Here is a 15,473-nt window from a genome sequence, read left to right on the forward strand (position 1 = left end):
TAGCCTGAAGCGTATCAACTAACTTCAGGCTATCTTTTGAACTTATTTTATTCTCTTTTTACTTTTTTCTTTTTCCACACTTATTTGACACTATCCTTAGTTGAGAGTGCCAAGGTCTTGATATGGATGAAGAAACATTTAATTATCTTAATCGTGCAATTAAAGAAGGTGTTTTTAACAGTCTTTCTATTTACTGTATTGTACATAACATCACTCTCATCACTATATCAGTACCTATGGTGTATCGAATCATTAATGATAAGAAATTAACTATGAAACGTATAAAACTTCCCTATGCAACTATCTACAAGAAACGGAAATCTCATAAACAGTATGAATATAAAGAAAATATCACATTTATCTTGATTTCCTTGCTTATCAATTCTGTCATCCTAGTGTCTTTCATATCCAAATGGATTTTCTGGGACACATCAAAATCTATATAAAAGGTATTCTGGCAATAACAATTCCTGATTTTCATTGTATTATCCTTATGATAATGCAATGACGGAATCATTTTATCGAGCATTAAAAAGAGCTTATTAGCGATTCACGCAATGAGAATCGTTAATAAACTCAACAAGATATTTTTAAGTACATTGAGATCCACTACAACATTCAACAATCAATGAGCGCCCAAGGAACACCAGCCGATGATGATGTCATTGAATCTTTCCATCGGACAATAAAAAGCGAACTGATAATACCAATCGTCATAATACGAAAGCAGAGCATTGTGAAGTATATCCAACAATATTATATTTATGAGCGAATTCATACCAAATTTATGAAAACGCCATATCAATATCAACAACTATTATTAGAGGTAACTTAACTCTCTGTCAAAAAAAACTGTTGCAGTTGCCTTTCAAGAAAAAACCTACAAACCAGTATTTTCTTGATAATCTATAAAACTAATCATATCTATAATTAATTTCTCTCAAAATATTCGAGAGTGTTATATTTCGACTTAGAATGCTCACCTTTTTATAATCTATCCGCTTATTCTCATAGATAGTTAATATAGGATAAGGTTTAACTGTTTTTACTATCCATTATGGAGTATCCTGTAATGTCCATGTAACTTTAGCGTTATATTCTGTATCTTTGTAAATTACTCCCGGAAATACTTTAACCAAGATACCATGGTTTGAGTCCCATAAAACATTTGTAAGTTCTTGATTAGCATCGCCATAATAAACAAGTATTGGTTGTGAAGATAATATAAACTCTTCATTTGCTTCATCTATATATACTAAATTTAAATCATTAACTGTATTGTTGTTTTCGTCCATAAATGGCTGTTCAAGTGTCACAAACAATTTCCAGTTTGTTTTTGTGGTACGTGTATCCTCAATCTGGATTGTCCATGCTTCTACCTGACGTTGTACAAGAGTTGGGATAGAAGGGATATCGACCGTATGAAATGCTAAGGTTTCAGGAACATATCGAAATGACAATCCACCATTATCTTCCACAATCACATCTGCTTTCTGATATAGATAATATCGGTTGTTTGCAGTAACATCAATACGGTCACCAACAGTAAGGTTATTTAGTGTAGTAGTAAAATTGCCATTTTCATCTGCATTAATTGTCTGTTCTTTACCATTATATTCAATTAGCAGAATAGCATTTGGTACACTGACACCACTCAATGTTGATTTTTGAACTGATATAGGATCCACTGACAATTCCAAACGGCCCAAAGAGAGAACACTTAAATTACTCATTATAAACTGATTTACTGGATTGCCAGTTGAACCATCGTCAGCTTCGTAATTTGATGAAATAATCGTGTATACACCATTTACTCCAGCAGCCAATGTACCATTAATTGTGTAGTTTTCGTCTGTATATCGTTTGTTCCAAAAATACTGTGGTGGATTCCACAACTGATATCCAGGAAGAGCAGCAGTTGTCCAAAAGTTAATTTGATTTGCAGTCATATTGAATTGACGTGTTCCAGTATATTGAATAACACGTTTTCCCGGACTATAGAACAATACACTTCTAGGATCGCTGATATCAATATATCCAGCAGCAGCAGTCATATAGATTAATGCTGTTCCAGGCCCACTTCCTGCATATACATAAACATCAGAGTCTTTACCGATGATAACAGGAGCTGTAGAACCTAACAGATACTGTGCACTAACGCTTCCAGCTTCAAGATGAAATGATCCACCATTTATATTCACTCCACCGCCACTGCCTGTTCCTCTTGCATTGAAGGAATAGGCAGTAGTCTGTTTACTGTACTGATAGTAACTACCACCACTTTCTACTGTAATTCCATTAGTTAGAGTTACTCCAATTGCTTGAGTTACATTATTATTGATGCTAAATGATCCACTATTGATTTTTATTGTGTTCGCAGATACAACATTTGTTACACTTGCATTCGTTTCGATAGTTACATTTCCACCATTCAACGTCCAGTTATTAGCGGTCGTCCCATAAATCAGATAAGTTGATATTGGTGCTTGTGTAGTGATATTAAAATTTGCATCCTTGTTAATTACAACTTCACCATTGAATCTAGTGGCATAATCAAGTGTAGTAGTACCATTTAGTTTGATGTCAAATGTACTGTTCTCACCAAGCGTCATTGAACGAATCGAATTGTTAAGATTACTCAATTTAGGACCACTACTTACATAATAAAATGATGCATTTTTTTCCATTGTAATAGCTACAGTTGAATTATAAAACATAGGATTGCTACCTGCATTTACAGTTACTGTACTATTTTCATGAAATGTCATAGCGGAAGGTTGATAGAAATAAAAAATGTGATATGCATTGCTATGTGTAATGTTCACAGTTCCATAAAAATCTACATTTACAACCTCCGCAACTTCTTGTGCTGCACTTGTTCCATTGTATTGAATATTGATGGTACTATCTTTATACACAGCATGTCCATATGGATTGTGTGTTATCTGAGGCCCATTGTATACGATATTGTCATAGATTAGTGTAACTCCACTAACCGCATCAGCAACTTTTACGGTTCCATAATAGTTGTACGCAAATATATCTACATTTCTTAACGTAAAACTACTCATATTTGCATTGTTTATATAGATGTTATTAGTTGCACCAGCAGCTTTACCTTCGGTTATTGTATGTCGGACACCATCGTATGTACCATCAATTACTACATTTGATTTTGCACTGCTGACAGTAATTCCAGTTGTTTCCATTGTTATATCACTGGCAAGATAAATAGTATTGATTCCGTCAGTTGAAGATTCCAGTGTAGCTTTCAGTTCACTGTAGGAAGAAACTGCAAGTTCATTTACAGCTAAAGCAGAAGGAACTGTACTTACTTCTTCGGTTGTATCTTTTTGTTCTGTATCCACTTCTTCAGTTTCCTTTGTTTCTTCCTCAGTAGCTTCTTCTAAATCAGGAGTATCAAAAGTCTCATCAGTTTCAACTTTTGTTTCTTCTGTGATATTAGTGTCTTCTTCATCAGTATCAGTAGTTACTTCATTTCCATAAACAGATGAAAATAAGGTAAAGATACCAAGAACTACAATTACCACTAAACTTATAATTTTTGTTTTTTTCATGAGACCACTCCTTTCTTTCTTATTTTTCTTCTTCGTCTTTCTTTGATCTCTTTCCAAAGATAAATGCTAAGTATAATAATAAACTCAATATACCAGCACCAATTATTATGATAATCCAGATAGGGAATTCATCTTCAATGTTAATTGCATCATCATTTACAGATGATGCTTTATCATCTTTGATTTCAAATTCTTCATCCCATTCCCAATAATGGTCTTCATACTCTATTCGCATTTTTAAACGGTATTGGCCTGGTTCAATTTTCGTATTTTCCCAATCAACAACAAAATCAAAACTTGAGTTTGGTGCGATTTCAGCTGTTGTTGTTTTTGCAGAATGTAAGACTTCGTTTTCACCCTTTTTATATATTTGAGCGTCAATCATTACATTTTTCATAATAATTGGTTCACTGTTCTGCAATTTGATATTCATTGCAGTACGCATAGCTTCCAGTGACGGCTCAATTGATTTTAAATTCATATTTGGTTCTACTTGCTTTTCATTTTCAGTAAGTTTTAAACCTAATGCATAAGCAATCTTATTTTCAATCTCAAAACCATTTTCATTAACTTCTTCATTTTCAATATTGCTCTCTGCTGTTACATAGACACCACCTAAAATAACACCATCAAATGATTCTTTAGGCATTGTAAGTTTAATATCTACTGTTGTACTTTTATTTGCTGGAATAACGACTTCAGGTGTGGCTACTTCAGCGATATCTTCGATTGAATATTCCATACTCTTATCTTGTATCCCATGCTCACTATAAGCAATTACTCCGTTTGTTCCAGTGGAAGCAGCGTTAATTTGAATATTACTTGTAATTTCTTCATTACTGTTATTTGTAATTACTATTTGAATCGTCTGCGTCATTTCTGGTTCCATTTTTAAATCGAAATAGCTTAAGTTTTTATCAATTTGGTTTTCTGGAATGATTGCACTCACAGAAAAAGTAACTGGTGTTTCGCTTTGTGCATATGCAGAGGTGACCGCAATGCCGAAGCTAACTATTAGCATTGATAGAATTGTTAAAAACTTGATTTTATTTTTGATTTTTTTCATTGTGGTCTTCCTCCTCTATGCAAATCACTCTCTATGGAGCGTTTGAAATAATCCAGTTTAAATTTGCTTTATATGAATCAGTTGATACATTAGCAGTATTCACTGTTAATTGAACTGAATCATTTAAAGTGGCATCGTTTTCAGTAGGGAACCACCGTGTTACCCAGGTACCCATACCTTGATTAGCTGCAGTTGTCCCTACTAATTTTTGTTCACTATTACCAGAAGTAATTGTTACAGGATTCGACGCTGTAGGACTAACGGAATTATTTCCGGTTGTAGTTGCAGTTTCTCCATTTTTGAAGGTTATAACACCATCAAATGATTTTGAAGCATCTGTGTTTTGGAATGATGTCAATGACACCGAAACTTTCCAACCTGCTCCTGAGCCACGTTTATCTGTAACCTGAACATATGGTTGTAGATTAGTTAAATCATATGTCTCAACATTTCCAGTAATCTCTTGAGTCCCAAATGTCATCTCTGGAACGTAGTCAAGACTCAATGGTCCCTCCATTCCAGTACCAGGTCCTGTACCAGGATTATCTGGATCAGTAGGATCAACTGGGTTTGTTGGATCAGTATTATCACCTTTAAAGGTAATTGTGGCACCAGTAGATGTAGATTCTTCTTCTGCGTTGATTACTTGCTTGTTACTAAACGCAAATACACCTAATACTAATGCACTTAATAGAATGATTTTCTTCATTATATATATTTCCTCTCTTTCTTGAGCAAAGAGCATACTATAAAAAGTGGAACTTCAAAATTTAGAATTTTGCGGTTTCACGTCCTTTATGAATGAATTCGAATTTGAGAATTATATCAACTATCATCTTTGATAGTAAAAATCACAGTAAGATATTGTCCATGATATATCGCCCTTCGAAGCATTTTCTAGTTGCTGTCCTTGCTTCATCATGATTATACAAATAAACCAATACTTAATCAAGACGTTTGACTATATTTTTATAGAGAAAATCTTATAGTATCCGACTATCTAAATAAATGACTATCTTTTTACTATAAAAGTTAAATTTCTATTTTAATACTAAGAAATTTTCAACTATTTTCTTAGTATATTTTTTGAAATAGATGTTCCATATTATTTCTTAAGGTTTGAATATAACAAATAAATGTAACCAATACTTATTAACATAAGCGTAACCGTAAGAAAAACTAATCGTGTGCTCTGCCTTTAACTGGATCACAGGCTAAATTTTTATTTTAATAATTTAGTATATGGTATTTTATACATAATAAAAAAGGGTTAATTTCCATATATAAATTAACCCTTAAAATAATTATATTTTTTATTTTCATTCATACTCAATTATTACTATTCTTCAATCACCACCTCGCACTCTAAATACTACACCATAAATCCAACAATAATACTTGTAAGGAATACGGATGTAATCGTTACTGTTGAAAATCCTGCAATAATCATTTTCGGTAAGATTTCATTTTCAATAACCTTTTTCTCTTCTGGTGTCTCACCAACGGCATTCGCTGCTTCTTGACTTAAAATCATTGTTCCTGGAAATCCGTATAATGATGTTAATCCAATTGCAATTGACATTGATACACTATAGCCTAAAATTTTACCAACTATAATTGCAAAAATAATTGCTCCACCAACTCCAACTGCAAATGATAATAACAATGGAATAATTAACTCCACTAAGTCATTCACTGATATCGTTGCTAACGGGCCAAAGATAATAATCAATATTCCTAACATCATCAATCCTAAAGCATCAATCCCACTTAAAACATTTTTTTTAAATATTCCAGCAGCACGCAACCCAATTCCAAATAACAATGCAATAATAAATGTATTTATAATCCCTCCAGTTAACTCACTAAGTTTCATGGAGATAACAACTACAATCCCAACGACAAAAAGTGTACCTGCTGTTGTTTGAAAAGCTTTTGGCAATTTTCCAGATGCTTTTTCCTCTGTATGTTCTTCATTTGTTAACTTCAGTTCTCCATTTCGGTATCTTGTTTGAATACTTTTTGCTTCTTTTCGCAATATTACTGAAGTTAATGGGAATCCAATTACTCCTTGAAAAGCAGATATCAAAACTGGTAATACAGCAACAGAAATTAAACCTAATGTAACAGCCTTTTCCTGCACCATAACAATTGAAATCGTTCCTCCACTCACTGCAGCTATAGCTGCAATAACATGATTCATTGTTTCAAAGAGTGGTCCAAAAACAAATAAAAATACAGTAATTCCAATAACTGCAGAAAAACCAATTATAAAGGTTTTCCACTGTGCCTTAAACTCCTGAATACTAATTGACGTTCCAATATGTACAATAATAAATCCTACTATTGTTGTACCAAGAGTTAATAGGGAGGAACTTGTTAACAAGTCTTCAGGAAATATATTCGTTTTAAATCCTAATAAAAATATAAGTGATGCAACAAACAGCGAAGACAGCATTGTTTTCGTCTTTTTGGAAATAAAATCACTGATTGTCCATATCATCATAATAATTGTAAATGCTATAACGGGATTCATTTTATAATCACCTTTCTTTCTATAATAAATATTATTATAGGTTGATAAATTCACTGTAATCCAAGCCTCTGAGATAATCATTTTATAAACAAATAGATGATATAGCTTCTAAAATCATACTATTTTTTCCTTTCCTTATATCAGTTTAAGTAAATCTATAATATAGAATTGACACAAGCATTTTGAATCCATTTTATCCCAATAGTCCTATCATCTTTTGAAAGTAAAATCATAATTAACAATAATTGATTTCGCTTCTTTTCCTCTCCTTTCCGTTACCTCTCAACCTATAAAATCATTTAATCACATAAATTATAATCATACAAGTGAAATGAACAACGGTATTAATGTTGAGGAGTACCACATCTATTTACTATTAGCAAAAAAATAATTACTGAAGTGATTTGTTTATTTTTTAAGACATAAAGGGTTAAAATTACTTATATCTATAGATGTCATATACATTTATGATTTTTGCTGTTTAAATATTTTTAGCTTCTAGTTAAATATCATACATTAACTATATTTTCATTTCTATAGTAGATAAATATTACTAATAACAAAAAAATAAACTGCATTATCTTTTATGCCCCCTCTTTCAAACATTTGATTTTAATTAATAATACATAGAAATAAATTCAGAATAATTGTATTGGTAATATATTAGTCAAGAGATATTTATTCGGTAAGATACAAAATATCTAAATATATGATATTCTTTATTTTTATATTATGTACTTTCTTGATATAAGTAATATCAAGTATAAAGTTATAGCTAAAAAGTTATTTTTGACAACTCGCTATTCTAATAACAAATAAGAAAAACATTTTAGAAAACACAGACTATCTATTTTCTAAAATGTCTATTTTATACATATCTATTCTAATTTAGTATCATCCTTAGGTAAAATAAAAAACATTGAAATATGATTGAAACCCATAAAAAATAGTTGGAATGATACCGACCAATAGAAAACTGTAATAGCTAATCGAGGGTCTAATAGTGCCGTTATTCCAAAATAAATTACCAGAACATTCAAAATAATTGATATCCAACGCATTGGTTTTTTATATTTAATCAGCACAACTGAATTCATAACAGATAATAGGATCATAATCCAAATCACCGTGTATATTATGAGCACTAGCCTAATCGCTGGGTTCTTCAACAAGAAAATCAGTCCAAATCCCCCAAACAATAAACCTTCTAAAATCCTCAACAATTTATATTTTATCCCCTGTGTTTTAAACAATCCATCAATAATTTGAAGTACTCCAAAAAACATCAAAGAAATTCCAGATACTAATGTGAAAATTGCTATTTTTAAAGCTGGATTTATTAAAAACACAAATCCAAGAATAATTAATAAAAAACCTTGAATTAAAAATTTATATCTTTCTGTCATATAAACTCTCCTTTCTCTCAATATATATAATAAACGTAAATACTTTTAAGCTGAATAGTATGAGAAACTTACACCATGTACTTCTGAAGCACGATTAACTATAATCATAGCTTTAGAATCGATACTATCAACTAGTTTTACAATTTTTTTATACTGTTGCTGACTCGCTACTAACATCAACATATTATCATTATTTGATGATAAATTATCTGAAACATTCAATAGAGTTACTTCTCTACCAACCAATGATTGCACTCCCTTCTTTATCTCTTCTAAATGTTCATAGCTTCTAATCATGATAAGCTTTCTTTGATGGAATGCTGTTTCCAAATATGACATAACGATTGACGTTATAATCAAAGATAAAATTGCTAGAAAAAAAGAATCCATTCCGAAAATAAAAATATTAAATACTACAATAGTTAGATCTGTAACCAGTAACCCAATAGATGGATTGAGATTGAAGTACTTCTTAAAAACCATCGGAGGGATTGTTGTTCCTCCACTAGATGCATCAATTCTATACAATATAGCTACGCCTGTACCAAAAATCACACTACCCGAAATAACCGAAAGCATCTGATCATTCAGTAATTGATACTCTGGAACAATGTATAAAAATATTGGCAATAAGATACTACCTAGCAGAATATTAAGGAACACTTTTCTTCCTAAAAACTGAAATGCTAAGACTAGCATTATTATATTTAGAAACATAACAATGAAAGATCGATTAATACCTAAAAACTCCTCCATCAAAATCCCAATACCACTTACTCCTCCAGCCGCTACATGGTACGGTCCTAAAAACATGTTTATAGACGTTGCAATAAGTAAAATGGAAAATGGAATAAGTACAAATGTTTTTACTATTTTCATTCTATTTCCTCACTTTATCTTTAATAAGTGCTAGAATTAACTCCACAGTAGCTTCTAACTCTTTTACTGCAATATTCTCATCCAATGTATGAATTTTATCATAACCAATGGATAGAGTTATAGCTTCTTTCCCTTTTTCATTAAAAGAATTGGCATCACTTGCTCCTCCACTAACTTCAAATTTTACTTTCCGTCCTATTTTTTGAGTAGCAGACATTGCAAGCTTAACGATTTCATGTTCTTCTGTAAACTCATATCCACGGCTGAGAATTTGGCTATCTATAGAAACTTTTCCACCCCATGCCTTAACCACTTGCTGAAAAATATTTCTTACTTCTTGTTCCTTAGTTAAACATGTTTCATGGGAAATTGATCTAATTTCCATCTCAATAACAACTTCATCAGAAACTATATTCGTGGCTATACCACCATGGATTGTCCCAAAGTTTAAAGTTGTTTTCTCATCTAATCTTCCTGAAGGTATTTTTGAAATTGCCTCTGATGCAATATTAATGGCTGGTATCCCTTTTTCAGGTTCTACACCAGCATGAGCCGATTTTCCAATGATTGTAATATTTAGTTTCATTAATGTTGGACTCGCCATTGTAATTGTTCCTACTTTACCCGCACTATCCAATATAAAACCATATTGTGATTCTAATTGTTCTGCATCAAATTCTTTTGAACCTAGCAATCCTATTTCTTCACCAGGTGATAAAACTACTTCAATTGGACCATGAGATATGCCATTTTCTTTCAACCTCCGAAAGGCTTCAATAATTGCTGCAATTCCTGCCTTATCATCCGCTGCTAAAATTGTATCTCCTAACGAATAAATAATTCCATCTCTAATTACAATTTCAATATTTTCTCCTGGTGCAACTGTATCAGTATGACAAGAAAAGAAAATTGGTTCAAATCTAGGATTACCAGGAAATCTGAATAATAAATTATTTCCTCCCAACCCTGTTTTTTTCATACTATCATCTTCATATACTAAGCAACCTAATTCTTCAAATACTTGCTTCAAATATTCATGGTATTCACCTTCATTTTTTGAAACCGAATTAATTCCTACCATTTCTTCAAAATTATCAATCATTCTTTTTGTTTTCATTTTTTTTACCCCTTTCAAAGATTCCTACGAATTAAAAATTATTAATAAATTCTTTTTAACATAGTTACTTATTCATTATAATTATAAACTTTGCATTTATTTTTGATGCTACATACTACTCTTATTTATCAATCAAGCACATAACCTTTCTCCTTTCATAATTAAAGAATCTTCCTTTAATTAAACATATTATAGGCATGTTCATCATTGCATGCAAGCAATTTACTCGCCTCATAGTTTTTAATAAATTTAAATAATTTATTTATTAAAAAAATGATATAATAACAAAGCAAAAGGAGGAAATAGTTCTCTCTGAGATATACCCTTTTTTTGCAAGAGGTAGGTTCCCTCCTACTAATATGCAAAGACATAGCTCTCTCACTTTGTTTTTGCATATTTTTCTAATTTGATATTAAAAGGAAAACATGGTTGTATATTCCTTTCCTATCTTCCCTCTTGTTTTATATCCTATATGATAAACTCACTTTTTTGTCAAGAACAAGTAAAGTATCGAGAGTATTTAGATATGATCTATCCAAGGATTGATAGCTTATTTGGAGTATATACAGAAAGTTTTCTAAAACTAATGAAAAAATATCCAAATCCGTATAAATTGAATAAAAAAAGTAAGAAGGAGTTAGCTACTTTCTTTCATAAAAGCGATTATTGCGGACTTAGAAAAGCAGAGAGATTGGCTATTCTTGTGAGGGACTATTTCAAGGAAACAGAAATTCCAATTCTAGAGAACGATATTTTAGTCATTTTATTTGCGACTCACCTTAAAGATTTGATGACACTAATGAGTGAAAAGGAAACAATACTTGATTAAATTATATGTTTGGGTATGAAGACAAAAGAATACCCTTATCTGATTAGTATTCCTGGAATCAAAAAAAACACAGCTGCACGAATTGCTGTTGTGTTTTTTTGATTGAAAGATTTGAAAGTGCATCAAAGCTTTGTGCATATGCTGGAATTGATCCAACTGTTCATTCATCAGGAATGTGCGATGGACAACATTTGTCGATTATAAAAAAAGGAAACTATCGATTAAGGTGTTTATTATCTCTTGTTGTTGCAGGAACAAGTAAAAGTAAGGCAGTGAACAATGAAGTGCGTGATTTTGTTCAGAAAAAGAAAAACGATGGATTAGCACCTAAGGTAAGGTGGCTATCATCGCTGGTTGTGCAAAACTTACAAGACACATATTCGCAGTATACTCAAATGGGACTCTATTTCGTATAAACTGATTTTATCATAATAATATCGAATCACCACAAAGTGATGTATTTTTGTTGTGCTTTTATATTGTTTATATTGATTGATTTTTCATGAATATCCTTATTGATTTTTTATTTAATTTCTGTGTAAAATTAATCCTGCTTTCGCTTGATGTTGTAACCCCGCTTCGCTTAATGCTTGAATGGTTAACCTACTATTGATACTATCTCCATTTACACTACTTACGATTCGACGCCGATGCAAATCAATAATGCTACATTATAGCGGTTTCTACCTGTACTCAATTTTAAATAAGTGAAATCAATATACCATACTTTATTTGCTTCTTGTACAACAAATTGTTATTGTAGTAAATTAGGGAACAGATGATGTACTTACCCTTTTGTGTAACTTGCTTTTTTTCTTCTTATACATGATTTCATCTGCATTTCTTTGTGTGATTAACTTAACTAATAATTTAATGTCCCATGACCTAAATAGTATTCTTATTAAGACTTTTTATGGATCTTCATTCTTCTAAATGAAAGCGTATTATTTTTTGCTTTAATTCCTTGCTATATCGTTTCTGTTTCATGTTGCTTCTCCTTGATTTATTTTATCATCTTCCTTTCTTGGTGCAGCAACTTTACTTTACTAGAACAATTTATAGATTTACACAAATTTTGAAACACTCCTATCTTATGAAGGAGAATTAGAATTAATAAAACGTGGTACGGTTGAGATTTTTTTTACAATTCTTATAATTTTCTTTCGTTCTTTTTTTGAAATTCTTTCTGATAATCGTGCTGCAAGAATAATAATAAACCAACTTTGTATTTCTTTTTTTTGATTTCGAATAACTAGAGTCCGTAGGTAATGATACAAGAAGTAATAACGCCTTATTCTTGTAAATATCCGAACTATTGGATTGTTAATTTGTAAATCAGCATATTTCAAAATAATAATTGTTCTTGCTATATCAGAATTTAAATCTCCCTTTGCTGCTAATGCCCAATCAATTATATAAAAATCATTTTTAGTTTTCAGAATATTTCGGGGGTGGAAATCAAAATGACATAAATTGTTACCATTAGGAAGTGATTGCAAAAAATTGAGGATATAATTTTTTTCTTTTTCTTCAAGTTCGGAAACTTGAAGGATTTTCATTTTCAATATTTCTTTTATGTCAGGAAAGTCAAAGTTTATTTGTATAGAAGTTTTTTTATGGATAGTTCCAAATTGTTTAGCATATTTCCTAGTTGTCCACCAATTCTTTTCATTATGCTTAAAATTGAATTGCCTCTAATATACTCCATTTTTATTATACCATTATGTCCTAAAAGCCATAATTGATAGATATTTGGAGTGTTGGTGCAGATTTTTCTAATAATTTCATGTTTATGAAATTCAGAAACGATTTCATGTAATGAATAATTTTTATCAAATATCTTCCAAACAATATTTTCATCATTTATATATATTTTTGATGTCCCACCTTCACCTAAATATGTCAAATTATTAATATTGATGAATTGATTAAGTGATAAGTCATTTTTATTTTCCATATATTTCTCCAAAGGAATGACATGATTTTCTTCCTTATAAATTTTTTTCATACAGGTTTATTTCAAAATTTAAATATATAAAATTATTGATTTTCTACATTCATTCAACTATTTATGATGAAGCTGACTAGAAATTTTTGAACGATACTTTGCATCTATATTGAAAAGTTGCTTATTATAGTGAAAATTATTAATTTTTAGTTAATTTATAAAGTTATAAGATTCTTTCATGATTTCATTATATATTATATGTTTCTATATTACTATATGTTTCTATATTACTATTTTGAAGAATAAAAATTAAGTTTATTGATAATAAATTGATTTTAGAAGTACAAGTAAGTCCGAAGAAAATGCTGTATGATTGAATAGAATGCAATATGCAAAAATGCATATTTAAACTCTGATAAGACAGTAAATTATAATGATTTTGATGATAATATCTATGTTTTGCCATCAAATAAATTAAAAGCGTATTGCTTCTATAATCTATGATATAATATTATGGATAAAACACATAAATTTTTGGATAAGGACTAGTAACTCACACCAAAAATAAAAAAGTATTTTAGGGGCTTCCCTTGACAATTCTTTTTTTGTCATATAGAATATGAGTACGTTAGCAGTAGAGAATTCCAAGTGAACCTACTTGCGCATAAACCTCTTCATATTTTGTGTGAAGGGGTTTTTTGTTTTATGGAGAGGAAAAGGAATATGAGTAAACCATTTCATTCTATTGAGGATCAGCACAATAAATTATTATCAAGAGGAGTTGAATTTAACAATGCACAGAAGGCAAAAAAACACTTGCTGTTGAATAATTATTATAATGTAGTTAATTGTTATAGTAAGTTTTTTCATGATAGTTGTGATGTTTATAAAGAAGGAACTTCATTTGAATAAATTGCATGCGTGCAGTTTTTCGATAAATAATTAAAGAGTATTTTATTCGAGTATATAATAGAGTGTGAACATCACTTTAAATCTCTTGTAGCCTACTATTATTCTGAAAGTTATCAGGAGCAAAAGTATCCATATCTTTATACAGAAAACTATAATAGTAAAGATATACTTAAGGTATCTAATTTGACTGCAAGCTTATCGAAAATTATTAAAAACAAAATTAACGAATCAACACCTAATTCGATAAAACACTATATTAATCAACATCAGGACGTTCCACTATGGGTGCTATGTAATTATATGACACTTGAACAAACTTTATTGTTTTATAAACTTATGACGCCTAGTGATCAAAACAAGATTGCTAAAGAAATAGGAAAATTGACAAATGAAAATTTAAATTCAAAAACAGTTATTCTTAGACCAAAACATGTTATTTCGTTTATGAGTAATATATTAGAAACAAGGAATTTGGTTGTACATAACAATCGAGTTTTAGATTATAAATGTAGTAGGAATACACCATATATAAAAGAGTTGCATACAGTGTATGAGATTCAACCAAAAGAAGGAAGGCAAGATATTTTTAATGTTTTTGTTGTAATGAGATGTTTTTTAACTAAAAATCAATTTGCTAAATTGCATAATATTTTAAGAAAGCGTGTACGCAAATTAAAGAATGAATTAAATACAATTAGTTATAATGAAGTTCTTTCTTCGCTTGGTTTTCCTGAAGATTGGCATGATATTTCTACTCTTTCACAAAATAATGAGTAAAATGGAGGAATTTATGAAAAATAAGAAGAAGATATATAGTCTCAAGCAAATCAAAAAGATGATCAGCAAACCGGATATATTATATGTTCATTGTGATGAAGATGATTTAATGGTAGAAATGCCAAAAGTTATATTGAAAGGTATCGATGAATTTATAGCGGTTGTAAATAAACTAAATCCAGAAATTATATTTTATGAAGAAACATACTTGAGCCCTAATATGTTTCTTATTGAGGAAGAAGATATTGAAGATTCTGCTCTTTATGATTTAGATGAGGAATTGGCTTATGATGAGGTCAATGAGTATCATAGAAGACTATTTGACTTAGATTTTTCTGATGTATTTCAAATTAATGTATCATGCTTATATCAAGGTGCAAATCTTGTTTATAGTGAAATTGATAGAAGTATAATTGAAGATAATG

At 30.5% G+C, this 15,473-nt stretch carries 14 protein-coding genes; 5 read left to right on the plus strand and 9 right to left on the minus strand.

Annotated features, from left to right (window positions below; translation table 11 throughout):
- Positions 1-1,055: 1,055 nt before the first annotated feature.
- The 7 genes from J2S15_RS20080 to J2S15_RS20110 form a co-directional block, all read right to left on the minus strand.
- On the minus strand, positions 1,056-3,578 hold the full coding sequence (locus J2S15_RS20080) for a pectate lyase-like adhesive domain-containing protein (protein ID WP_307412204.1): 2,523 nt from the start codon (positions 3,576-3,578) through the stop codon (positions 1,056-1,058).
- 19 nt (positions 3,579-3,597) lie between these two features.
- A complete protein-coding gene (locus tag J2S15_RS20085; RefSeq protein ID WP_307412207.1) occupies positions 3,598-4,644 on the minus strand; it encodes a WxLIP family cell surface protein in 1,047 nt (348 codons plus the stop codon).
- A gap of 31 nt (positions 4,645-4,675) precedes the next feature.
- Positions 4,676-5,353 (minus strand): WxL domain-containing protein, encoded by a 678-nt coding sequence (locus J2S15_RS20090; protein WP_307412210.1) that lies wholly within the window; start codon positions 5,351-5,353, stop codon positions 4,676-4,678.
- Between the two features lie 663 nt (positions 5,354-6,016).
- Entirely contained in the window at positions 6,017-7,180 is a 1,164-nt protein-coding gene (locus J2S15_RS20095; protein WP_307412212.1) for a hypothetical protein, read from the minus strand.
- Positions 7,181-8,058: 878 nt separating this feature from the next.
- Positions 8,059-8,586, minus strand: coding sequence for a DUF308 domain-containing protein (locus J2S15_RS20100; protein ID WP_307412215.1), 528 nt, complete (start codon positions 8,584-8,586; stop codon positions 8,059-8,061).
- 45 nt (positions 8,587-8,631) lie between these two features.
- A complete protein-coding gene (locus J2S15_RS20105; RefSeq protein ID WP_307412220.1) occupies positions 8,632-9,465 on the minus strand; it encodes a YitT family protein in 834 nt (277 codons plus the stop codon).
- Between the two features lies 1 nt (position 9,466).
- Positions 9,467-10,582: a M20/M25/M40 family metallo-hydrolase gene (locus J2S15_RS20110; protein ID WP_307412223.1), complete on the minus strand. Its 1,116-nt coding sequence runs from the start codon at positions 10,580-10,582 to the stop codon at positions 9,467-9,469.
- A 526-nt stretch (positions 10,583-11,108) separates the two neighbouring features.
- Between J2S15_RS20110 and J2S15_RS20115 the strand changes: the two genes are divergently transcribed.
- Together J2S15_RS20115 and J2S15_RS20120 are read left to right on the plus strand one after the other, a co-directional pair.
- Positions 11,109-11,411 carry a hypothetical protein gene (locus tag J2S15_RS20115; RefSeq protein ID WP_307412226.1) on the plus strand — a complete coding sequence of 101 codons (303 nt, stop codon included), beginning with the start codon at positions 11,109-11,111 and terminating at the stop codon, positions 11,409-11,411.
- A gap of 98 nt (positions 11,412-11,509) precedes the next feature.
- Positions 11,510-11,827 (plus strand): transposase, encoded by a 318-nt coding sequence (locus tag J2S15_RS20120; RefSeq protein WP_307412229.1) that lies wholly within the window; start codon positions 11,510-11,512, stop codon positions 11,825-11,827.
- Between the two features lie 675 nt (positions 11,828-12,502).
- On the opposite strand, the gene J2S15_RS20125 is transcribed toward J2S15_RS20120, so the two are convergent.
- Together J2S15_RS20125 and J2S15_RS20130 are read right to left on the minus strand one after the other, a co-directional pair.
- Positions 12,503-12,970, minus strand: coding sequence for a phosphotransferase family protein (locus tag J2S15_RS20125; protein ID WP_442319977.1), 468 nt, complete (start codon positions 12,968-12,970; stop codon positions 12,503-12,505).
- A gap of 35 nt (positions 12,971-13,005) precedes the next feature.
- Positions 13,006-13,368 (minus strand): protein kinase family protein, encoded by a 363-nt coding sequence (locus J2S15_RS20130; protein ID WP_307412231.1) that lies wholly within the window; start codon positions 13,366-13,368, stop codon positions 13,006-13,008.
- A 714-nt stretch (positions 13,369-14,082) separates the two neighbouring features.
- Between J2S15_RS20130 and J2S15_RS20135 the strand changes: the two genes are divergently transcribed.
- The 3 genes from J2S15_RS20135 to J2S15_RS20145 form a co-directional block, all read left to right on the plus strand.
- Positions 14,083-14,271 carry an Abi family protein gene (locus J2S15_RS20135; RefSeq protein ID WP_307412233.1) on the plus strand — a complete coding sequence of 63 codons (189 nt, stop codon included), beginning with the start codon at positions 14,083-14,085 and terminating at the stop codon, positions 14,269-14,271.
- A gap of 39 nt (positions 14,272-14,310) precedes the next feature.
- Complete coding sequence (locus tag J2S15_RS20140; RefSeq protein WP_307412244.1) at positions 14,311-15,048, plus strand: Abi family protein; 738 nt, start codon at positions 14,311-14,313, stop codon at positions 15,046-15,048.
- A 13-nt stretch (positions 15,049-15,061) separates the two neighbouring features.
- Positions 15,062-15,473: hypothetical protein (locus J2S15_RS20145; protein WP_307412237.1), on the plus strand; the 412-nt coding region annotated here is incomplete at its 3' end.

Origin of the sequence: Breznakia pachnodae (assembly GCF_030814225.1) — a bacterium.
Taxonomy (GTDB): domain Bacteria; phylum Bacillota_I; class Bacilli_A; order Erysipelotrichales; family Erysipelotrichaceae; genus Breznakia; species Breznakia pachnodae.

Excerpts from the sequence above, each read along its gene's own strand:
- J2S15_RS20090 (WP_307412210.1), bottom strand. The coding sequence starts at position 5,353 with ATGAAGAAAATCATTCTATTAAGTGCATTAGTATTAGGTGTATTTGCG.
- J2S15_RS20135 (WP_307412233.1), top strand. The coding sequence starts at position 14,083 with ATGAGTAAACCATTTCATTCTATTGAGGATCAGCACAATAAATTATTA.
- J2S15_RS20085 (WP_307412207.1), bottom strand. The coding sequence starts at position 4,644 with ATGAAAAAAATCAAAAATAAAATCAAGTTTTTAACAATTCTATCAATG.
- J2S15_RS20095 (WP_307412212.1), bottom strand. The coding sequence starts at position 7,180 with ATGAATCCCGTTATAGCATTTACAATTATTATGATGATATGGACAATC.
- J2S15_RS20105 (WP_307412220.1), bottom strand. The coding sequence starts at position 9,465 with ATGAAAATAGTAAAAACATTTGTACTTATTCCATTTTCCATTTTACTT.
- J2S15_RS20080 (WP_307412204.1), bottom strand. The coding sequence starts at position 3,578 with ATGAAAAAAACAAAAATTATAAGTTTAGTGGTAATTGTAGTTCTTGGT.
- J2S15_RS20130 (WP_307412231.1), bottom strand. The coding sequence starts at position 13,368 with ATGGAAAATAAAAATGACTTATCACTTAATCAATTCATCAATATTAAT.
- J2S15_RS20100 (WP_307412215.1), bottom strand. The coding sequence starts at position 8,586 with ATGACAGAAAGATATAAATTTTTAATTCAAGGTTTTTTATTAATTATT.
- J2S15_RS20110 (WP_307412223.1), bottom strand. The coding sequence starts at position 10,582 with ATGAAAACAAAAAGAATGATTGATAATTTTGAAGAAATGGTAGGAATT.
- J2S15_RS20115 (WP_307412226.1), top strand. The coding sequence starts at position 11,109 with ATGATCTATCCAAGGATTGATAGCTTATTTGGAGTATATACAGAAAGT.
- J2S15_RS20125 (WP_442319977.1), bottom strand. The coding sequence starts at position 12,970 with ATGAAAATCCTTCAAGTTTCCGAACTTGAAGAAAAAGAAAAAAATTAT.